At 71.3% G+C, this 20986-nt stretch carries 17 protein-coding genes and 1 tRNA gene; 14 read left to right on the plus strand and 4 right to left on the minus strand.

Annotation, left to right across the window (positions count from 1 at the left end):
- Positions 1–6 precede the first annotated feature (6 nt).
- The 4 genes from E4T13_RS21650 to E4T13_RS21665 are packed head-to-tail and all read left to right on the plus strand — an operon-like array spanning position 7 to position 2621.
- Positions 7–741, plus strand: coding sequence for a class I SAM-dependent methyltransferase (locus E4T13_RS21650; RefSeq protein ID WP_137180425.1), 735 nt, complete (start codon positions 7–9; stop codon positions 739–741).
- Positions 738–1793 carry a glycosyltransferase family 2 protein gene (locus E4T13_RS21655; RefSeq protein ID WP_240791237.1) on the plus strand — a complete coding sequence of 352 codons (1056 nt, stop codon included), beginning with the start codon at positions 738–740 and terminating at the stop codon, positions 1791–1793. Before E4T13_RS21650 ends, E4T13_RS21655 begins: the two co-directional genes overlap by 4 nt.
- Before the next feature lie 10 nt (positions 1794–1803).
- A complete protein-coding gene (locus E4T13_RS21660; RefSeq protein ID WP_137180426.1) occupies positions 1804–2154 on the plus strand; it encodes a multidrug efflux SMR transporter in 351 nt (116 codons plus the stop codon).
- Positions 2151–2621: a DUF3574 domain-containing protein gene (locus E4T13_RS21665; RefSeq protein ID WP_137180427.1), complete on the plus strand. Its 471-nt coding sequence runs from the start codon at positions 2151–2153 to the stop codon at positions 2619–2621. Before E4T13_RS21660 ends, E4T13_RS21665 begins: the two co-directional genes overlap by 4 nt.
- A 527-nt stretch (positions 2622–3148) precedes the next feature.
- Here E4T13_RS21665 and E4T13_RS21670 read toward each other — a convergent pair.
- Positions 3149–5938 carry a phosphoenolpyruvate carboxylase gene (locus E4T13_RS21670; protein WP_137180428.1) on the minus strand — a complete coding sequence of 930 codons (2790 nt, stop codon included), beginning with the start codon at positions 5936–5938 and terminating at the stop codon, positions 3149–3151.
- Positions 5939–6111: 173 nt separating this feature from the next.
- Between E4T13_RS21670 and E4T13_RS21675 the strand changes: the two genes are divergently transcribed.
- Positions 6112–6612, plus strand: a complete 501-nt coding sequence (locus E4T13_RS21675; RefSeq protein ID WP_137180429.1) for an MgtC/SapB family protein — start codon at positions 6112–6114, stop codon at positions 6610–6612.
- Between the two features lie 77 nt (positions 6613–6689).
- On the opposite strand, the gene E4T13_RS21680 is transcribed toward E4T13_RS21675, so the two are convergent.
- The gene (locus E4T13_RS21680) at positions 6690–8234 is read right to left on the minus strand and encodes an ABC transporter substrate-binding protein (RefSeq protein ID WP_137180430.1); all 1545 of its coding nucleotides are present in this window, start codon (positions 8232–8234) and stop codon (positions 6690–6692) included.
- A 95-nt stretch (positions 8235–8329) separates the two neighbouring features.
- Here E4T13_RS21680 and E4T13_RS21685 point away from each other — a divergent pair, with 95 nt between their 5' ends.
- The 4 genes from E4T13_RS21685 (at position 8330) to E4T13_RS21700 (ending at position 13577) form a co-directional block, all read left to right on the plus strand.
- Positions 8330–9877 (plus strand): M81 family metallopeptidase, encoded by a 1548-nt coding sequence (locus tag E4T13_RS21685; RefSeq protein ID WP_137180431.1) that lies wholly within the window; start codon positions 8330–8332, stop codon positions 9875–9877.
- Between the two features lie 30 nt (positions 9878–9907).
- Complete coding sequence (locus E4T13_RS21690) at positions 9908–11353, plus strand: sulfatase-like hydrolase/transferase (RefSeq protein ID WP_137180432.1); 1446 nt, start codon at positions 9908–9910, stop codon at positions 11351–11353.
- A gap of 238 nt (positions 11354–11591) precedes the next feature.
- A complete protein-coding gene (locus E4T13_RS21695; protein WP_137180433.1) occupies positions 11592–12572 on the plus strand; it encodes a tripartite tricarboxylate transporter substrate binding protein in 981 nt (326 codons plus the stop codon).
- Between the two features lie 36 nt (positions 12573–12608).
- The gene (locus E4T13_RS21700; protein WP_170985141.1) at positions 12609–13577 is read left to right on the plus strand and encodes a tripartite tricarboxylate transporter substrate binding protein; all 969 of its coding nucleotides are present in this window, start codon (positions 12609–12611) and stop codon (positions 13575–13577) included.
- Positions 13578–13674: 97 nt separating this feature from the next.
- Here E4T13_RS21700 and glnA read toward each other — a convergent pair whose 3' ends face one another.
- Entirely contained in the window at positions 13675–15114 is a 1440-nt protein-coding gene (gene glnA / locus E4T13_RS21705) for a type I glutamate--ammonia ligase (RefSeq protein ID WP_137180435.1), read from the minus strand.
- 190 nt (positions 15115–15304) lie between these two features.
- Positions 15305–15643, minus strand: coding sequence for a P-II family nitrogen regulator (locus E4T13_RS21710; protein WP_109868687.1), 339 nt, complete (start codon positions 15641–15643; stop codon positions 15305–15307).
- A 318-nt stretch (positions 15644–15961) separates the two neighbouring features.
- Between E4T13_RS21710 and E4T13_RS21715 the strand changes: the two genes are divergently transcribed.
- The 5 genes from E4T13_RS21715 (at position 15962) to E4T13_RS21735 (ending at position 20794) form a co-directional block, all read left to right on the plus strand.
- Entirely contained in the window at positions 15962–17155 is a 1194-nt protein-coding gene (locus E4T13_RS21715; RefSeq protein WP_137180436.1) for an aminotransferase, read from the plus strand.
- Between the two features lie 103 nt (positions 17156–17258).
- Entirely contained in the window at positions 17259–17528 is a 270-nt protein-coding gene (locus tag E4T13_RS21720; protein ID WP_137180437.1) for a MoaD/ThiS family protein, read from the plus strand.
- 2 nt (positions 17529–17530) lie between these two features.
- The gene (locus E4T13_RS21725; RefSeq protein WP_137180438.1) at positions 17531–18604 is read left to right on the plus strand and encodes a sialidase family protein; all 1074 of its coding nucleotides are present in this window, start codon (positions 17531–17533) and stop codon (positions 18602–18604) included.
- Between the two features lie 81 nt (positions 18605–18685).
- Complete coding sequence (locus E4T13_RS21730) at positions 18686–20656, plus strand: hypothetical protein (protein WP_137180439.1); 1971 nt, start codon at positions 18686–18688, stop codon at positions 20654–20656.
- Positions 20657–20721: 65 nt separating this feature from the next.
- Positions 20722–20794 (plus strand) — tRNA-His (locus tag E4T13_RS21735).
- The last annotated feature ends 192 nt before the right edge of the window (positions 20795–20986 follow it).

Raw genomic sequence — 20986 nt, forward strand, 5'->3', positions numbered from 1 at the left:
GGCTGCGTGGATCCCGCCGAATACGACCTGATGGACGCCGCCGAGGACGGCATGTGGTGGTATCGCGCCGCGCATGCGCGCGTGCTCGATGCCCTGCGCGCCCGGCCAGGAGCCGACGGGCCGCTGCTCGATGCCGGCTGCGGCACCGGCGGCCTGCTGCGGCGCCTGGCGGCGGAGATGCCGGCCCTGCCGGCGGTCGGGCTGGATTTCCTCCCCCAGGCAGCCGGGCGGGCCGCGGCCAAGTCCGGCCGGCCGGTGACGGCGGGGGACACCAACAGCCTGCCCTTCCCCGATGCCAGCTTCGGGGCGGCCGTCAGCATCGACGTGATCTGCCATGCCGGGGTGGAGCCGGCCCGGGCGCTGGCCGAGTTCCACCGCGTGCTGCGCTCCGGCGGGACGCTGATCCTGAACCTGCCCGCCTTCGAATGGCTGCGCAGCGCGCACGACCTGCGCGTGCACAATGCCCGCCGCTTCACCCGAGACGGCGCCGCGCGCCTGCTGGCCGAAGCCGGCTTCACGGCCATCCAGGGCCGCTACTGGAACAGCCTGCTGCTGCCGCTGATGGTGCTGCAGCGGAAGGTGCTGCAGCGCCGCCCGGATGCGCCGAGCGACGTGACCGAATTCCCCCCCTGGCTGGATGCCAGCCTGCATGCCGTCTCGGAACTGGAACGCCGCGTTGCCGGCGTTGGGGTGCCGATGCCGGCCGGCGGTTCCGTGCTGATGCTCGCGACCCGCCCGTGACGGAGGTCAAGGACGTGCCCACCACCACCGCCCTGCCCACCGCGCCCGGCACCGCCCCCGGGGCGCCAGGCCTGTCCATCGTGGTCCCCGTCTATCGCGGCGCCACCACCATCGGCGCCCTGGTCGAGGCGCTGTCCGACCTGCATCCGGCCGGCGGCATCGAGATCATCCTGGTGAATGACGGCAGCCCAGACAATTCGGGCGAGGTCTGCCGCGCGCTGCAGAAGACCGCGCGCGTGCCGCTGACCTATATCGAGCACGCCCGCAATTTCGGCGAGCACAACGCGGTCATGACCGGCCTGCGCCATGCCCGCGGCAGCTACGTCATCACCATGGACGACGACCTGCAGAACCCGCCGGAGGAGGTGATCAAGCTGTACGACCATGCCCGGCTCGGCGGCTGGGACGTGGTGTACACGCGCTACGCCAAGAAGGAGCACGAAGGCTGGCGCAACCTCGGCAGCCGCTTCGCGAACATGGTCGCGGACCATCTGCTGGACAAGCCGAAGGGGCTCTACCTCTCCTCCTTCCGCTGCATGTCGGCGCTGGCCGTGCGCGAGGTCACGCGCTACCGCGGGCCGTATCCGTATGTGGACGGGCTGCTGATGCAGGTGACGCAGCGGCTCGACAGCATCGAGGTGAAGCACCTGCCGCGGGCGGAAGGGCGCAGCAACTACACGCTGAAGCGGCTGGTGCTGCTGTGGCTGAACCTGGCGACCAATTTCTCCGTGCTGCCGCTGCGGCTGGCGATCCTGGCGGGCGTGGCGATGGGCTTCTTCGGGCTGCTTGGCGCGGTGCTGGTGTTCTTCGAGGCGCTGATGGGCGAGACGCCGTCCGGCTGGGCCTCGATGATGACCGTCACGCTGCTGATCGCGGGCGTGCAGTTCCTGATCCTCGGCGTGCTCGGCGAATATGTCGGCCGCGCCTTCCTCTCGGCGAACGGGAAGCCGCAGGGCGTGGTGCGGGACGTGCTCGGCCCGGCGGAGCGCGAGCAGGCGGTCGCCGGCGCGCCGCAGGCCGGCGAGTCGCCGCGCATGCGGGCGGTGTCCTGAGACGCGCGCGATGACCGCTGCCTGGATCACGCTGGCCGCGGCGATCACCACCTCGCTCATCGGCCAGGTCCTGCTGAAGGCGGGGGCGAGCGGGTCGGTGGCCGCCTCGGCCGGCTTCATCGACCAGCTCTTCCGCTGGCAGACCGTCCTCGGCCTTGGCTGCTATGGCGGCGCAGCGCTGCTCTACATCATCGCCCTGCGCAAGATCCCGATGAGCGTCGCGCTGCCCTGCACGGCGGCGAGCTATGTGGTGATCGCGCTGATCGGCTGGGCGGTGTTCGGCGAGAGCCTGGGCGTGCAGAAGCTGGCGGCGATCGCGCTGATCTGCGGCGGCGTGGTGCTGCTGGCGACGACGGCGTGACACGCCTGCTGCTGGCGCTGCCGCTGCTGGGCGGCTGCGCGCAGATCGCGGCGGCGCCGATGGCGTGCCCGGCGGGGCTGGAGCCGGCGGCGATCGCCGAGGCCGCCTTCGGGCGCAACGCCGGCGGCCGCGAAATTGTCTCCGACAACGCCTGGCAGGGTTTTCTCGACGATGTCGTCACGCCTTCCTTCCCGGATGGGCTGACGGTGCTGGATGCGGCGGGGCAGTGGCGCGGGCGGGACGGGCGGATCGCTCGGGAGCGCAGCAAGCTGCTGCTGCTGGTGTTGCCCGGCGGCAGCGTGGCGGATGCGACCAGCGCGGCTGGCGCCGGTGATCGCGGCCTATCGCGCGCGCTTCGGGCAGGAGAGCGTGATGCTGATGACGCGGGCGGGCTGCGTGACGTTCTGAGCCCGCGCTGCGAGCAGCGTTTTGTCCTCTCCCCCCACAGGGGGGAGAGGGTTGGGTGAGGGGGGCGCAGAGACCGGGCGCGTTTTCCCAGCGTTTCGGCCAGGCTGCGAAGGACGGCAGATGCCGCACATCCTGCGCTCCGCGCACCCCCCCTCACCTGCTCCGGCTAGGCGCTGCGCGCCAAGCCTGCGCGTTCCTCTCCCCCCTGCCGGGTGGAGAGGGATTCTTTCATGAGAAGGCGGGTGAGGGTTGGGGTGGGGGTGGGCTGCGCTGTCCTGTCGAACGCCGCACATCCTGCGCTCCGCGCACCCCCCCTCACCTGCTCCGGCTAGGCGCTGCGCGCCAAGCCTGCGCGTTCCTCTCCCCCCTGCCGGGTGGAGAGGGATTCTTTCATGAGAAGGCGGGTGAGGGTTGGGGTGGGGGTGGGCTGCGCTGTCCTGGCGAACGCCGCGCAGCCTGCGCTCCGCGCACCCCCCCTCACCCGCTCCGGCCAGGCGCTGCGCGCCAAGCCTGCGCGTTCCTCTCCCCCCTGCCGGAGGGAGAGGGATTCTCCTTTTCAACGCCGCTGCGCAACGGCCAGTGCGCCCTACCCGAACGCCCCCACCTCATGCGCGATCACCGCGGAACACTCGCGCACCAGCGCGAAGAGCTGCCCCATGGGCACGAAGATCGCCGCATGCTCCTGCGCATAGCTCGCCCCCGCTCGCGGCGGCGCGGGCTCGTGGAAATCCAGGCCGGCGGAGGCGTCCGGCGCCGCCGGGAACACCTCCGACAGCAGCGACAGCGCACGCTCCACGTCCAGCTGCAGGATGCCGCGCAGCAGCGCCTCCCGCGTCGCGCCGTGGCGCGGGCTGAACTCCGGCACGCGCACCGCCAGCAGCCAGATGCGGTGGATCAGCGCGAGGCGCAGCGCGTGCAGCAGCACCAGGCGATCGGGCATGCGCGGCAACTCGGGCCAGGCGGCGCGCAGCGCCAGGTGATCCGCCTGCAACCGGCGGAACATCCGGCGCACCGCGGCGGAGAGATCGAGCTTTTCCAGCGCCGCGGCGACCGCCATCAGCTCCTCCCGCCGGCCGGGCCGCGCGGTGGCGCCGGCGCGGTCGAGCCAGGGGCCGGGATCGAGCGTGTCCACCGCGGCGCGCAGCACGCCGAGATCGCTCGCCGCCGCGGCATGCGCGGCCATCGCCAGCGCGCGGGCGAAGCGCGGGCTTTTTGCGCGGAGATCCGCGAAGGCATCCGGGTTCGCCGCGGCGGCGGCACCCAGCCCGTGTAGCGTGTTCGCCAGCCAGCCGAGCTGATGCAGGATCGCGTTGTTCGGGATGGCGCGAAGCTGCGAGGGATGCGTGATGCGCAGCGGCCCGCCGACGCCATCGGATTGCCGCGCCGCGGGGCGTGATCCGGTGCGGTCCAGCAGCCCCGGCCCGAAGGCGCCGAGCAGCGCGGCATAGCCGGGGTCCTCGACCAGCGCCGCCAGTTCGCCACGGATGGTGGCGAAAAAATCGGCGCCGAAATCGGCCTCGGCGTAGATCGGGTCGCCCTCCTCGCTCTCCGTCGCGAAGGCATGCTCGGCGATGCGGGCGATGGTGGCGGCGGCGAGGGCCGGCGTGCCGAACAGCAGGTAGCCGTCGCCGCCCTGGAAGCTGCTCTCCTCCCGCAGCCTGAGGCCGGCGCGGCGCAGCGCGGCGCGCGCGGCGGGCGGGGAGAGATAGGCGAAGCGATCGGCGAGGCTTCCGGGATGCGCGCCGCGGCCGATGCTCTCGCCATGCGTGTCGAACAGCACCAACTCGATGTCGGCGAGGCCGTGCCGCCGGAGCTGCTCCGCCAGGCGCAGCTTCAGCCGCTCCGCGAGATAGGAGGCGGCGAGCTGGCCGACGTAGCGGCCGGAATCGGAATAGCCGAATTGCAGGCAGAGCCGGCCGTGATGGCGGATGTAGTCGCGGTACTGCGGGCTGCGCAGCGCCTCCTCCAGCACGCGCTCGCCGCGTTCCAGCGCGTCGGCCGTCTCGAAGAGCGGGGAGATCTCCACCTGCTTCTCGATGCCGAAGCGCCGCGCGAGCCACAGCGCCGACAGCAGCGTGTAGCCGGTCTCGGTCTCGGCGATCAGGAAGCGGATGGGCTGGCTGCCATCCACATGCTTGATGATCTGCGCGACCGTCATCATCAGCCGCGGCGCGCTCGCCTGCTCGGCCAGCAGGGCGCCGAAATCGAGCGGCTGCGCGGTGACCTCGGCCAGCGCCTGGTTCATCTGCGCGAGCAGGCCGCGGCGGCGCGACATGTCCTCCGGTGCGTCCGCGAGGCCGAGCCGCTGGCGCATCGCGTTGTGGAGCTGCGAGGCGTTCAGGCGGAAATGCGTATGCGCCAGCGCGAGGCCGTGCGAGGCGAGGCCGGCGCGCGCGACCGCCAGCGCCAGGCGCGTCTCCTCGTCCGGCGCGGTGGCGAGGGCGGAGGCGAACTGCTCGACCAGCGCATCGGTGTGGGTCAGCGCGGCGTCGCGGCCTTCGACCAGCGCCTTCGCGAAACGCTGCACCGCGGCGGGGTCGGCGCCTTCCGGCGCGGCAGCGAGCTGCGCGGCCACCGCGCCCTGCGCCGCCTGCACGCGCTGGCGCAGCACCGCCGCGCAATCGCCGAGCGGGGCAAGCTGCGAAGCCAGGCGTTCGAGCTGCAGCTTCTTCATCGTCAGCCGCAGCCGCAGCGTGTCCCACCAGCCGATATCGGTGCGGCCATCCGTGTCGTAGCCGACCCAGGAGGCCAGCAGCACAGGCCGCGGCGTGATGGCCTGCCAGCGGTCCCCCCAGATGCCCTTGGCGGCGGTCAGCAGCGCGCGGGTGAGATCGTCCAGCGCATCGCGGCCGCGCGCGATGGCCTCGGCCGCCTGGACGAATTCCTCCTGCAGGGTGGGCGCGGCAGGGCGATGCGGCAGGCCCTGGGGCAGCGCCTCGCCGGTGGCGGCGCGGGCGAGCGCGGCGTTGGTGGCGGGCGGCAGGGAGAAGGTGGGATGCGCGGTGAAGACCGCGGCGAAGCGCGGGCGCTCCACCGCCTCGCGATAGGCGGCGAAGGGGACGGGGCTGTCCTCCGGGTCGGGGCGCGCGAGGCGCGATGCCAGCGCGGCCATGGCGGCTTCCGCATCGCCGAGGCCGACATAGGCGGCGATACGCCCGGCACGGTCGCGCGCGGCATCGCCGGCGAGGCGGGCGATCATCGCGGCGGTCAGCGCGGGGTCGAGGCGGCCGTCGTCAAAGCGGCGACTGATGGCCAGCGCGATGGACAGGACCGGATCGCCGAAGGGATCGGAGACCGCGGCCTCCCGCGCGGCGCGCAGGCGTTCCTGCAGCTCGGCGAGCGTCGCGTCAGCGGGGTCGAGGGGCATGTCGTCCATGGCAGGGCCATGCTGCACTTGCGAAGTGCCGGCTTTCCAGCACGGAATTGCGGCAGCGCAGCATTTTCCGGCCGGGCTGGTCGTCCCCTGCCTGTGTCGCGTGTCCCGCCTGCCCATGCGTTGGGCGGAACGCCCTCCCCCGCCGCGCGCGGCATGCCAAGACTGGCGGCGCCATGAACGACGCGATCGTCGCCTGGGTCGAGGCGCTCTACATCGGCTATCCCGGGCTGGCGAAGCTGTCGGTCCTGCTGATCGCCTTCCTGCTCGGCGCCGCGATCGGCATCGAGCGCGGGATCTCCACCAGTTCGGTCGGCATCCGCACCTGCACGCTTGTGGCGCTGGCCTCGGCCGCCTTCGCCACGCTGATCGTGGAGCGGGTGCCGGAAAGCGGCTGGGGGCACGGCTTCGGCGCGGTGGCGACGGGGGTGGGCTTCCTCGGCGCGGGCGCGATCATCAAGGGCGCGGGACGGTCGGCGGTGACCGGGCTGGGCGAGGCTGGGACGATCTGGTGCGTGGCGATGATCGGGCTGCTGATCGGCGCGCGGGAATTCGTGACGGGGATCTTCGTCACGCTGCTGGTGCTGGCGATCAACTTCCTGCTGCGCCCGGTGGCGGCGCTGATCGACCGGCATCGGGCGATGCGGAAGCCGGAGGATGACGTGCTGAACGGGTAGCGCGCGGTGCGCAGGTGGCGCTGTCGGTCGGGCCCCCACCCCGGCCCTCCCCCGCATGCGGGGGAGGGAGAAGGGCACTATTGCGGGCGGACCATCATGGCGTTGAAGCGGCGCTCGGGGCGGGATTCGATCACCAGGCCCTGGCGCGCGGCGAATTGCCAGGCGGGATGGAAGACGGGGATCAGCGCCACGTCCTCGAAGGCGGCGTCGATGGCGGCGTGCAACTTCTGGCGACGCTTGTCGGGGTCGATCTCGCTCATCGCGGCCTGGATCAGCGCATCGACCTGCGGGTTGGAGTAGCGCACGCGGTTGGCGTTGCCGTAGCCGCGGCCGGCTTCGTAGGTGTGCACCACGGCGCGCGGGCCCTCGCCGGCCTCGTTGGTGCCGTATTGCGCGATGAAGGCGGAATAGGCCTGGCGCGTCGCCTCGGTGAAGAAGACCTGGCCGGCGACGCCGGCGACCTGCGCCTGGATGCCGGCGCGGGTCCACATCTGCGCGATGGCCTGGGCGATCTGCGAATCCTTGGGGTAGCGGTCCGTCGTGGCGTGCAGCGTCAGGCGGAAGCCGTCGGGGAAGCCGGCCTCGGCCAGCAGCGCGCGGGCGCGGGCGGGGTCGTAGGGCGTCGGCCGCAGGTTCGGGCTGGTGCCGTCGATGCTGCTGGGCAGGAACTGGCTGGCCGGCGTGGCGGTGCCTTCCATCAGGCGTTCCGTGATGGCGTTGCGGTCGATCGCCATCGACAGCGCCTGGCGCACGCGGCGGTCGCGCAGCGGGTTCGCCACCGGCTGGCCGTCGCGGCCGGCGACGAAGGGACTCTCGGCGCGGGCGGAATCGAGCGCGATGTAGTGGACGACCGCCGCCTCGCCGCTGAACAGGCGGAACCGTGGATCGGCCTCGATCCGCGCCTTGTCCGCCGCCGGCACCTGGTCGATCGCGTCCACATCGCCCGCCAGCAGCGCCGCGACGCGGGAGGGATCGCGCGGGATGGTGCGGATCGTCACCGACTGCCAGGGCGCGCGCCCGCCCCAATAGGCGTCGTTGCGCGCGATGACGAGGTTGTCGCTGTTCGTCCAGGAGGTGAAGCGATAGGGGCCTGTGCCGTTGACGCGCCCGGCGTTGAAGTCGCTGGTGGACTGGCCGGCGTCGCGTTCCGACAGCAGCAGCACGCGCGCGACGTCGCCGGGCAGCGTCGCGGTCGGCGTGTTGGTGATGATGCGGATGCGGTGGTCGTTGATGACCTGCACCTCCTTCACCGGGCGGATGAAGGGGGTGAACAGCGCGGGGCTGTTCGGCACGGTCGGCACGCGGGCGAAGGTCGCGACGATGTCGCGCGCGGTGAAGGGCGTGCCGTCGTGGAAGCGCACGCCCTGGCGCAGCTCGAATTCCCAGGTGTTCGGGTCGATCATGCGCCAGGCGGTGGCGAGCGCGGGCTTCACTTCCAGCGACGGGCTGATCTCGGTCAGGCCCTCGAAGATCTGCGGATGCGCGCTGCCCGCGGGGAAGCCGTTGAAGAAATGCGGGTCCATCGTGTTGAGCTGGAGATTCGTCCCCAGCGTCAGCGTCTGCGCCGCGGCCATGCTGGTGCTCGCGGCCAGGATCGCCGCCGCGATGATCGTTCTGCGCATGCCTGCCTCCCGTAGGTCTGGGGCGCATCCTGCACGGGGCGCGTGGACGCGCCAAGGCCAGCGTGCCAGCCTGACCGCGGAGGAGATTTTCGGGCATGAAACCACCCAGGATCGCGCTCGGCAGCTTCATGCTGGAGAGCAACGGCCATTCGCCGGTAGCGACGCGGGAGGAGTTCGAGGGCTCCTGCTGGCTGGAAGGGGCGGCGCTGCAGGCCGACCTGGCGAAGCCGGCGCCGCGCGCCTCGGCGGGGCTTTCGGGCTTCATGCGGGCGATGGAGGCGGGGCGGCCCTGGGAGCCGGTGTTCACCATCGCGGCGACGGCCGGCGCCTCCGGCCCGATCGACCAGGCGGTGTTCGATGACATCTGCGCGCGGCTGGTGGCGGCGTTGCGCGCGGCGATGCCGCTGGACGGCGTGTTCCTGGCGCTGCATGGCGCGGCGACGGCGACGGTGGACCGCGACCCCGACGGCACGCTGCTGCGCATGGTGCGGGAGGTGGTGGGGCCGGATGTGCCGGTGCTCGCCACGCTCGACCTGCACTGCAACGTGTCGTGGGAGATGGTGAAGCAGGCCGACATGCTCTGCGGCTTCATCACCAACCCGCATGTGGACCAGGCGGAGCGCGGCGCGGAATGCGCGGGCGTGATGCGCTGGATGCTCGGTGGCGGCAGGCCGCGCATGGCACTCGGAAAACTGCCCTTCATCCCGCCGGCGACGAGCCAGAACACGGCGGGCGGGCCGTATGCGGACGCGATCGCCTATGGGCAGCGCTTCCTGGACCATGAGGTGCTGAACGTCTCGGTGGTCTCGGGCTTCTCGCTGGGCGACACGCCGAAGAACGGGCTTTCGGTGATGGTGACGACGCGCACCGATGCGGCGCGGGCGCAGGCGGTCGCGTCCGACATCGCCGCCTGGATCTGGTCCACCCGCGCGAAATGGGTGACCAACCTGACGAGCCTGGAGGACGCGACGCGCATGGCGCTCGAGGCCGGGCGCGATGCGCAGAAGCCATCCCTGCTGTTCGCGGATGTCGCGGACAATCCCGGCGGTGGCGGGCGCGGCAATACCGCCTTCATCCTGGAAAGCTTCGTGAAGGCGGGCGTCGAGGGCGCGGTCTTCGGCATCCACAACGATCCCGCTTTGGCGGCGGAGGCGCATGCGAAGGGCCTTGGCGCGCGCTTCCTGGCCCGCTTCAACCGCGACGAGACCAACGTGTTCTCGAAACCCTTCGAGGCGGAGGCGGTGGTGGAGGCGCTGACGGATGGCGAGGTGGTGGGCCGCCGCGGCATTTATCGCGGGCGCAGCGTCTCGCTCGGCCTGACCGCGCTGCTGCGCATCGGCGGCGTGCGCGTGGCCGTGGTGACGCAGCGGCGCCAGCTTGCCGAGCCGCGCATGGTGGAAAGCCTCGGCGTCGATCTGCGCGCGGTGCGGTCGCTGGTGGTGAAGTCGCGCGGGCATTTCCGCGCGGGCTTCGACGACATCTGGTCGCCCGACCGCATCATCGAGGTGGATGTGCCGGGCCTGACCACGGTCGTGCTCAGCCGCGTGCCGTGGCGGGAAGTGCCGCGGCCGATCTATCCGCTCGACCCCGAACTGGAATGGACGCCGCCGGCGCCGGAGGCGGTGCCGGTGCGCGGCGGCTGAACGACGAAACTTCAGGAGGAAGCGAGCCGCATGGCGAAGCCGATGAACATGCTCGTCATCATGTCCGACGAGCACAACAAATACGTGGCGGGATACGCGGGCCATCCCGTGGTGACCACGCCGGCGCTGGACGGCATGGCGCAGGCGGGCACGCGCTTCACGGCGGCGTACACCCCCTCCCCCATCTGCGTCCCCGCGCGCGCCGCCTTCGCCACGGGCCAGCCGGTGCATCGCAATGCCTGCTGGGACAACGCCATCGCCTATCGCGGCCAGATGAAATCCTGGCACCACGCGCTGCGCGAGCGCGGGCACCACGTCGCCTCCATCGGCAAGCTGCATTTCCGCGGCCATGAGGGCGACGACGACGGCTTCACCGAGACGATCCTGCCGATGCAGATCACCAACGGCACGGGCGACGTGACGATGCTGATCCGCGACCCCGACGACATCCGCGAGACCGCCGCGCGCAAGCTGCTGAAGGAAGCCGGCCCGGGCGAGAGCAGCTACACGCTGTACGACCGCCAGGTGGCCGCGCAGGCCCAGGTCTGGCTGCGCACGAAGGGCGCGCAGAAGCAGGACAAGCCCTGGGTGCTGTTCGTCTCCATGGTCGCGCCGCATTTCCCGCTGACCGCGCCGCCGGAGCACTACTACCGCTACTACGAGCAGACGCTGCCGCGGCCGAAGCTGGCGACGGCGGAGGAGCGGCCGAAGCATCCCTATGTGCAGACCTTCGCAAAACGCTCCGACCACTACCGGCATTTCACGTCGCCGGACGATTTGCAGCGCTGCCTGGCCGGCTATTTCGGCCTGGTCTCCTTCATGGACGAGAATGTCGGCAAGATCCTGCGCGCGCTGCAGGAGGCCGGGCTCGATGGCAATACGCGCGTGGTCTACACCTCCGACCACGGCGACAACCTCGGCACGCGCGGCCTCTGGGGCAAGGCGACGATGTATGAGGAAAGCGCAGGCATCCCGATGATCATGACCGGGCCCGATGTGCCGCACGCCAGCTGCGGCACGCCGGTGACGCTGTGCGACCTGTCCGCGACGATCCTGGATGCGGTGGGCGCGGGCGATGCGGTGGCCGAGATGGGGCTGCCCGGCGTCTCGCTGCTCGATCTGGCGGGCAAGCCGACGCAGGACCGCGCGGCGCTGTCGGAGTTCCACACCTATGGCCCCGACGGCATGGCGATGATCCGCACGCCGCGCTGGAAATACGTGCGCTATGTCGGCGCGCCGCCGCAGCTTTTCGACATGGAGAACGACCCGGAGGAGCTTTCGGACCTCGGCGAGGATCCCGCGCATGCGGCGGTGCGCGCGATGATGGAGGAACGGCTGCGCGCGCTGGTGGACCTGGATGATGCCGACCGGCGCGCCAAGGCGGACCAGGCGGCGATGATCGCGCATTACGGCGGCGAGGCGGCGATCCGCGCGCGGGAACGCATGGCCTATACGCCGCCGCCGACGGCGCGGTGAAAGGCGGCGCGTGAGGAGTGCTGATCCCGGGGAGTCGGTCGCGCCCTCACCTACCCTCGCTGCGCGAGGGTCCCCCCCTCTCCCATTGCATGGGAGAGGGATTCTTGGACGCCGCATGCTTTCCCTCCGCCATGGCGCGGGAGCTAGCAGAGGGGATGCTTGAACCAGGGCACGCGTAGCAGGCACGCTGTACACAGGCACGGCACCAGAACGCCGGCCGCAACGGGAGGAAGGTCGCATGCGCATACACGCCGTCTCGCGCCGCACCCTTGGCGCGCTCGCCCTGACGCTGCCCCTGGCGCGCGCCGCGCGCGCGCAGGAAGCCTATCCCACGCGGCCGGTGCGCATGGTCGTGCCTTTCGCGGCCGGCGGGTCCACCGACATCCTCGCACGGCTGATCGCGCAGCACCTCTCCACCAGGCTCGAGCAGCAATTCATCGTCGAGAACAAGCCGGGCGCGGGGACGAACATTGCGGCCGAATTCGTCGTGAAGTCGCGGCCGGATGGCTACACCCTGCTGTTCGGCGCGGCAGCGATGGCAACCAACCCCTCGCTGCTGCCCTCCATGCCCTACGACATGTTCAAGGACCTCGCCCCCATCGCGGTGATCGGGCGCACGCCGCTGGTGCTGGTGGTGCATCCCTCCGTGCCCGCGCGCAACGTGCAGGAGCTGCTGGCGCTGGCGCGCAGCCAGCCGCAGGGCATGAACGCCGCCACCGGCGGAAACGGCACCATCCCGCATCTCGCCACCGAGTTGCTGCGCTTCGAATCCGGCGCGCCGCTGACGCATATCCCCTATCGCGGCCAGGCCACGGCGATGCCGGATGTGCTCTCCGGCCGCGTGCCGATGATGCTGGAGAGCATCCCGCCGCTGCTGCCGGTGATCCGCAACGGCGAGTTGCGCGCCCTGGCCGTGGCCGAGCCCGAACGCCTGACCCTGCTGCCGGATGTGCCGACGCTGATCGAATCCGGCTTCCCCGGCTTCTCCGCCGCGGCCTGGAACGCGATGTTCGCGCCGGCCGGCACGCCGGCGCCGATCCTGGCGAAGCTGAATGCGGAGGTGAACGCGATCATGCGCCAGCCCGATGTGGTCGCGCGCTTCGCCGAACTCGGCGCGCGTCCCGTGGGCGGCACGCCGGAGGAGATGCAGCGCTTCCTGCGCGCCGAGGTGGATCGCTGGGCCGAGGTGGTCCGCCGCTCAGGCGCGAAGGCGAACTGAATGCGCAAGCACGCGCGCAACCCGGGAGGAGACCGCATGACGATATCGCGCCGCAGCCTGGCCGCCGCGCTCGGCACGCTTGCCGCACCACGACTTGCCGCCGCGCAGGAGGCCTGGCCGGCGCGGCCGGTGCGCCTGATCGTGCCCTTCATCCCCGGCAGCGCGCCCGACATCAATGCGCGCCAGCTGGCCGAGGCGATCGGGCGGGGGATCGGCCAGACCATCGTCATCGAGAACCGGCCCGGCGCCGCGGGCAATATCGGCTTCACCTATGTCGCGAAGCAGGCGCCGCCGGATGGCTACACGCTGATGTGGGGCACCGGCTCGCTCGCGGTGAACCCGGCGCTGTATGCGCGCATCGAGTACGACACGCTGCGCGACTTCACGCCGATCACACTGGCCTTCGGCATGTCCAATGTGGTGATCGTGAAGGCTGACAGCCCGATCCGCGACGTCGCGGGACTGATCGCGAAGCTGAAGGAGGACCCGAAGACGCCCTTCGCCTCCGGCGGCTTCGGCAGCGCGGCGCATCTGACCGTGGCGCTGTTCCTCTCGCGCACGGCGACGGAGGCGGAGCACATCCCCTTCCGCGGCGCGCCCGACATCGTCAATGCGGTGCGCGGCGGGACGGTTGTGTTCGGCATGCCGCAGTTGCAGGTGGCGCTGCCGCTGATCCGTGCGGGACAGTTGCGGGCGCTGGCCGTCACCTCGAAGGATCGCGCACCGCAGTTGCCGGACGTGCCGGCGCTGTCGGAGACGATCCCGGGCTTCGACTATTTCAGCTGGATGGGCCTGCTCGGCCCGGCGGGGCTGCCGGATGCGATCGTGCAGCGGCTGAACGCGGCAGCGCAGGCGGCGATCGCCGACCCCGGCTTCCGCCAGCGCGTGACGGCGGATGGCACGACGATCATCGGGCTGGGACCGCAGCAGTTCCGCGACTTCCTGCCGGGCGACCTGCAGCGCGGGCGGGATATCGTGCGGGTCTCGGGGGCGCGGATCGAGTAGGGCGCACGAAAAAGGGGCCGCGCAGTGCGAACTTCGCAGGTTGCGCGGCCCCCACCCCGAGCCTCCCCCGCAAGCAGGGGAGGGAGAAGGCGGGTGATCAGACGCTGTAGTACATCTCGAACTCGACCGGGTGCGGGGTGTGCTCGAAGCGGTACACCTCGCCCCACTTCAGCTCGATGTAGCTCTCGATCTGGTCCTTGCTGAACACGTCGCCGGCCAGCAGGAACTCGTGGTCGGCGGCGAGCGCCTGCAGCGCTTCCCGCAGGGAGCCGCACACCGTCGGGATGCCCTTCAGCTCCTCCGGCGGCAGGTCGTAGAGGTCCTTGTCCATGGCCTCGCCCGGATGGATCTTGTTCTTGATGCCATCGAGGCCGGCCATGAGCATCGCGCTGAACGCCAGGTAGGGGTTCGCGCCCGGATCGGGGAAGCGCACCTCGACGCGCTTGGCCTTCGGGCTCGTCGCGTAGGGGATGCGGCAGGACGCCGAGCGGTTGCGGGCGGAATAGGCCAGCAGCACCGGCGCCTCGAAGCCCGGGATCAGGCGCTTGTAGCTGTTGGTCAGCGGGTTGGTGAAGGCGTTCAGCGCCTTCGCGTGCTTGATGATGCCGCCGATGTAGTAGAGCGCCGTCTCGGACAGGTCGGCGTAGCCGTTGCCCGCGAAGACCGGCTTGCCGGCCTTCCAGATCGACTGGTGCACATGCATGCCGCTGCCGTTGTCGCCGTAAATCGGCTTCGGCATGAAGGTCGCGGTCTTGCCGTAGCTGTGCGCCACGTTGTGCACGCAGTACTTGTAGATCTGCATGTGGTCGGCCTGCTGCACCAGCGGGCCGAACTTGGTGCCGAGCTCATGCTGGGACTGCGCCACCTCGTGGTGGTGCTTCTCGCCGGCGAGGCCCATCTCGATCATGGTGGAGAGCATCTCGGCGCGCAGGTCGCTCTCGCTGTCGACCGGCGGGACGGGGAAGTAGCCGCCCTTCACCACGGGGCGATGGCCCATGTTGCCTTCCGGATAGTCCTTCATGTTGGACCCGGGGCCCTCGACGCTGTCGAGCTGATACATGCCGAAATTGCCGCCCGTGCCGAACTTCACGCTGTCGAACACGAAGAACTCGGCTTCCGGGCCGAAGAAGGCGGTGTCGCCGATGCCCGTGGACTTCAGGTAGGCCTCGGCGCGCTTGGCCGTGCTGCGCGGATCGCGCGAATACATCTGGCCGGTGGACGGCTCGACGATGTCGCAGAACAGGATCAGCGAGGGCTTGGCCGCGAAGGGATCCATGCAGGCGGTGGATGCATCCGGCATCAGGATCATGTCGGACTCGTTGATCGCCTTCCAGCCGGCGATGGAGGAGCCGTCGAACATGATGCCGTCGGTGAACACCTCCTCCTCGATCGTGGAGACGTGCTGCGCGGTGTGCTGCCACTTGCCGCGCGGATCGGTGAAGCGGAAGTCCACGTATTCGACGCTGTGCTCCTTGATCATCTCCATGACCTTGGAGACGGCGGCATTGCCCCCGCTTGCTGCCGGCTTCTTCGCCATCGTGTGAGGTCCTGTTCCTCTGCGTGTTCCGGTCCCGTTAGCCGCGCCGCGGAGACCGGTTGCCCCGCCGCGCGCCCATCTCGCCGTGCTGCCCCCTGGGCGATCCGGCGATCCGGTGGGCCGCGCGCGATCGCCCGCGCCGGCCCTTCCCTGCCCCCGCCGTCGCGGCGGGGACGTGATCCGTGGCGGGCTACACCGCCTCCTCGCCGCGCTCGCCGGTGCGGATGCGCACCACTTCCTGCACGTCGCTGACGAAGATCTTGCCGTCGCCGATGCGCCCGGTGCGCGCGGCGGCGGTGATCGCCTCGATCGCGCGCTCGGCCAGGTCGTCGGGGCAGACCACCTCGATCTTCACCTTGGGGAGGAAGTCCACGACGTATTCGGCGCCGCGATAGAGCTCGGTATGGCCCTTCTGGCGGCCGAATCCCTTCGCTTCCACGACCGTCAGGCCCTGCAGCCCGATCTCGTGCAGCGCGTCCTTCACCTCGTCGAGCTTGAAGGGTTTGATGATGGCCTCGATTTTCTTCATCGGCTCCGTCGCTCCGCACGCGGCGCCCTGTGCGCCAGCCTGCGACCCCTCCTCCCGAACGTCGCCGCCGCGCCGGACGGCTTACGCATGCCGACGGCGCTTCCGGCGGCTGGCGGGGTTTTGCATGCCCCGTGCCAGCCCGGCAACGCCGCTGGCCGGGGATTCTGGCGGCCGCGTGATCCGACCTGTACCGCAACTGTGCAGATTGCTCAATCTGTGGGCAGGCATCCGCCATCACCGTTGCGCGCCAGCGCCGGCCTCGCCATTCTCCGCGCCCCCGCCGGCCCGGCCTGGCCGCGACCCCTTCGGAATGCTCCCGTGAAGCCCCAGAACGACCTGCTCTCCGCCACCGGCACCACGATCTTCACCGTCATGTCCGCGCTCGCCGTCGAGCATGGCGCGATCAATCTCGGCCAGGGCTTCCCCGACTATGACGGGCCGTCCGACGTGATCCACGCCGCCGCCGCCGCGCTGCTGGATGGGCGCAACCAGTATCCGCCGATGACCGGCGTGCCGGAGCTGCGCGCGGCCGTCGCCCACGCCAACAAGCGATTCTACGGGATCGATGTGGACCCTGCCTCGGAGGTCGTCGTGACCTCCGGCGCGACGGAGGCGATCACCGCCTGCCTGATGGCGGTGCTGAACCCCGGCGACGAATGCGTGCTGATCGAGCCGCTCTACGACACCTACCTGCCGGTGGTGAAGCTGCTCGGCGCCGTGCCGAAGCTCGTGCGGCTCAGCCCGCCGAAATGGGAGCTGCCGCGCGCCGAGCTCGCCGCCGCCTTCGGGCCGAAGACCAAGGCGATCCTGCTCAACACGCCGATGAATCCCGCGAGCAAGGTGTTCACCGCCGCCGAGCTCGCCTTCATCGCGGAGCTGCTGGCCAGGCACGATTGCTACGCGATCTGCGACGAGGTGTACGAGCACCTGACCTTCGACGGCTGGAAGCACATCCCGCTGATGACGCTGCCGGGCATGCGCGAGCGCTGCATGCGCGTGGGCTCGGCCGGCAAGACCTTCAGCCTGACGGGCTGGAAGATCGGCTACGTCACCTGCGACCGCTCGCTCGCGCCCAACGTCGCCAAGGCGCACCAGAACCTCACCTTCACCACGCCGCCCAACCTGCAGCGCGGCGTCGCCGTCGGGCTGGCGAAAGAGGACAGCTATTTCGCGGGGCTGTCGGCGCATCTGCAGGCGAAGCGGGACCGTCTGGCGGCAGGGCTCTCGCGACTCGGCTTCGGCGTGCTGCAGACCCAGGGCAGCTACTTCATCACCACCGATGTCCGCCCGCTCGGCTGGACCGGCGACGATGTCGGCTTCTGCCGCACGCTGACGGTGGAGGCGAAGGTGACGGCGATTCCGGTCACCGCCTTCTACGCCGGGCCGGACGCGCCGAACCACTATGTGCGCTTCGCCTTCTGCAAGGGCGAGGCGGTGCTGGACGCGGCGCTGGAGCGCATCGAAGCGTGGCTCGCCGCACGCAACGCCACGGCACGGGCGGCGGTCGGGTAGGAAAAAGCCGGGGCTCCGCCCCGGACCCCTGCGATCGATAATAGTTTACCAAATGGGTAACTATTTGCTCGCGAGGATGCGGGCGGTCGCGTAGGATCGGGCCATGCCGCGCATCGCCTTCACGCCGAACCTGCGCCGCCACCTGGATTGCCCGACGCAGGACGCGCCGGGCACGACGCTGCGCGCGGCGCTCGATGCCGTCTTCGCCGGCAATCCGCGGCTGCGCGCCTATCTGCTCGACGAGCATGGGCGCCTGCGTAAGCACGTCACGATCTTCATCAACGACCGGCCCTCGGCCGACCGCACGACGCTTTCCGATGCGCTCGCGCCCGCCGACGAGGTCTTCGTCTTCCAGGCCCTTTCGGGAGGATAGGAATGGCCCAGCGCCTGCTCGTCGCCACACGCAAAGGGCTGTTCTCTGGCACGCCGGAGGGTGCGGGCTGGCGCTTCGGCCCGCCCGCCTTCCTGGCCGAGCCGGTCTCCGCGATCCTGCACGATCCGCGCGACGGCACGCTCTACGCGGCGCTGCGGCTCGGGCATTTCGGCACCAAGCTGCACCGCTCCGCCGATGGCGGCGCGACCTGGGAGGAAGTGGCGGTCCCTGCCCTGCCGGCGGAAGGCGAGAATCCGAAGGCACTCGACATGATCTGGGCGCTCGCGCCGGGGGGCACCGACGAGCCCGGCGTGCTCTGGGCCGGCACGCTGCCGGCGGCGCTGTTCCGCAGCGCGGATCGCGGCGCAAGCTGGCAGCTCTGCCAGGCGCTGTGGGACCTGCCGGAACGCAAGGGCTGGATGGGCGGCGGCTACGACGACCCGGGCCTGCATTCGATCGTCGTGGATCCGCGCGATCCGCGCCGCATCGCCATCGCCATCTCCACCGGCGGCGTGTGGCTCAGCGACGATGCCGGCGAAAGCTGGCGCATCGGCGGCAAGGGGCTGCGCGCCGAATACATGCCGCCGGCGCAGGCCTTCGATCCGCTGGTGCAGGACGTGCACCTGCTCGCCGCCTGCGCGGCCCGGCCCGACGTGCTCTGGGCGCAGCACCACAACGGCATTTTTCGTTCGGAGGACGGTGGCGCGAGCTTCGCGGAAGTCACCGCCGCGGCGCCCTCGCGCTTCGGCTTCGCCGTCGCGCCGCATCCCGCCGATCCGGCCACCGCCTGGTTCGTGCCGGCGGTGAAGGACGAGTGCCGCGTGCCGGTGGACGGACGCCTGGTGGTGACGCGCACGCGCGATGGCGGCACGACGCTCGAGAGCCTGTCGGACGGACTGCCGCCGGGCGGCAGCTACGATTTGGTGTATCGCCACGCGCTGGCGGTGGATCGCAGCGGGCGACACCTCGCCATGGGGTCCACCACCGGCAATCTCTGGGCCAGCGCGGATGGCGGCGAGAGCTGGCGCCTGCTGTCGGCGCATCTGCCGCCGATCGCCGCCCTCGCCTTCGCCTGAGCGGCGCGCTGGCCGGTTCCGGTCGCGCCGCCGCGCTGCCATGCTGCGGCGGCGAAACGGAGCAGGTGACGGAGCGGGGCGATGGGAACCACGGCAGCGCGGCTGCATCTGCGCGCACCGGCGCTGCTCGACCCCGCCATCGCCCAGGTGCTGGGCAAGGCCTATGCACGGCTCGGCTGGTCCGCGCCGCGGCGGGGCGAGGTGGCGACGCGGCAGGTGGCCGTGACGCGCCACGCCGGCTTCCTCACGATCCGCGATTCCGGCTGCGCGGCGCTGGATGACGGCACGCTGCGGGAGGTCGCGGCGCTCGTCTCGCGGCAGCTTGGCGCGCCCGCGCTGGTGACCGGCGTGCTGGACAGCGATTCCTTCGACCTGCTGCTGTATGAGCGCGGCAAGCAGGTGGATGCACTCGGCGCGGGCGCGGAGGATGCGGCGCTGAAGACCGTGCGCGGCGCGAAGCAGGCGGCGCTCTGGGCGCGGCTGTTCGGGGAGGCGGCGATGGACACCGCGGGCGATCTCGCCGCGCGCATGCAGGCGATCGAAGCCGCCGACAGCGCCTTTGCGGACGACACCCTGGCCGCATGGTGCGCGCTGGCGCATCTGCCGGCCGAGGCAATCGCGGCAGAGGGTGGCGCGCCCGTCGCGGCCCTGGCCCTGTCGCGACGCGCCGCCGCCGTGCCGGCCGCCGCGCCGGCCGAGACCGCACTGCGCTTCTTCTTTTCCGAGGATGACTGCCCCTATCACGGCTTCCACCCAGCCGCCTGGCCCTGCGCGGCCGGTCGCGTGCAGGTCTTCCGCTGGCTGGTGGTCTGCACCGGCGGCATGCAGGGACTCACGCTCCGCCTGGCCCTGCGCGACGAAGGCGGCTTTCGGCTGCGCGGCGCGAGCTGCGTCGCGTTGCCCTTCCACAACGGCCAGGCGACCTCGATGACGCCGCTGGCAAGCTGGGAGGCGACGCTGGATGCGGCCGATCCAGGCGCCGAGACCCTCGATCTTGCCGCGCCGGATTTCGCTGTGCGCACGCCGGTGCCGGGCAGCCGCGCGCAGGCGATCCTGATCCTGCGCCTCGGCATCGAGGCGCCGGACGACGGCACGCTGACCATCGCGCCGACGCTTGCCACCGCCGGTGCGGCGTGCGCGCTGCCGGCACTGACCTTGCGGGCGACCCGGCCCGCCTTCCGGCCGATGATCGCGCCGCCCGACCCGCTCGCGCCGGAGCAGGAGGAGGCGCTGCTGCGCCTGAACGCGCCGGCCATCCGCAAGGCCGTGGCGGTGATCGCCGATGACGCGGCGGCCCGGCCGGCCATCCGCGCCCTGGCGGAGGCGGCGCTCGATGCCTGCACGAGCGACGATCTGGTCTGCGTCATCGCGACGGAGAAGCACATGACGGAGGCCGGCACCGTCACGAAGACCGCGCGCGAGATCCCGCGCATCGAGGCGTTCGGGCAGAAGGCCTGGGCCAGGCTGTTCGATGGCGCCGCCGACCTGCAGACCCTGCGCATCGGCCTGCGGCGGCCTGGCGATCCCTGGCCGCTGGCGGGCTTCCTGCTGCAGGGCAGCCTGCGCGAGATGTTCGAGGGCGCCGCGGCGGCGCCGACCCTGACCATCGCGCTCTGGGCCAATGCGTCGCCGGAGGCCGAGGCGGCGCTGGGCCTGGACTGGCCGCGCTTCGTCGCGCCGTTCCTGCACTGGGTGCGCGGCGCGGCGCCGCTGCAGGGCTGGTTGGGCGAGGCGGCGTGGATCCCCGGCTTCGACACCTATGACGACTACGCCTTCACGCCCTGGGAGATGCTCGGCACCGCGCCGCACAGCCGGATGCGACTGCATGGCAGCGCAGAGGCGCCCGCCTGGCTGAACGGCCGCCTCCGCTTCGTCGCGCCGCGCCTGTGGCTGGGGCCGGCGTTGCTGGCCGGGCTGGACGAGACCGCGCTGGCGGCGGTCGCCGAGATCACCCCGGTGGGCGGCGGAGCGGTGGAGGCGGCGCTGAAACCGGGCCCCGGACTGGCGGCGCTGGAGCGGGTGCTGGCGCCGATCCTGCCGGTGGCGCGCTGATGGGGCGCGGAAGGGCGCGCGGTTGACGACGCCACCCTGGCGGCCCTAAACCGCGCCCCTCTGTGGCGGCCATAGCTCAGTTGGTAGAGCGCCAGGTTGTGGTCTTGGATGTCACGGGTTCGAGTCCCGTTGGTCGCCCATTTTTCCGCCTCAGGCGCCGGCGCCCGCTCCGCGGGCTTGGCTGGCGCGCCTCAGACATGGTGCGCGGGTGGTGAGCGCCCGAGCCGCGCGGGGCGCGCCTTGCGCGCCCTGTTTGAGTGCCCTCAGACGGCGGGCGCGGCCTCCGGCCGCTTGCCTTCGCGCCTCAGACATGGTGCGCGGGTGGTGAGC

Source organism: Roseomonas sp. AR75 (genome assembly GCF_005222815.1).
GTDB lineage: Bacteria > Pseudomonadota > Alphaproteobacteria > Acetobacterales > Acetobacteraceae > Falsiroseomonas.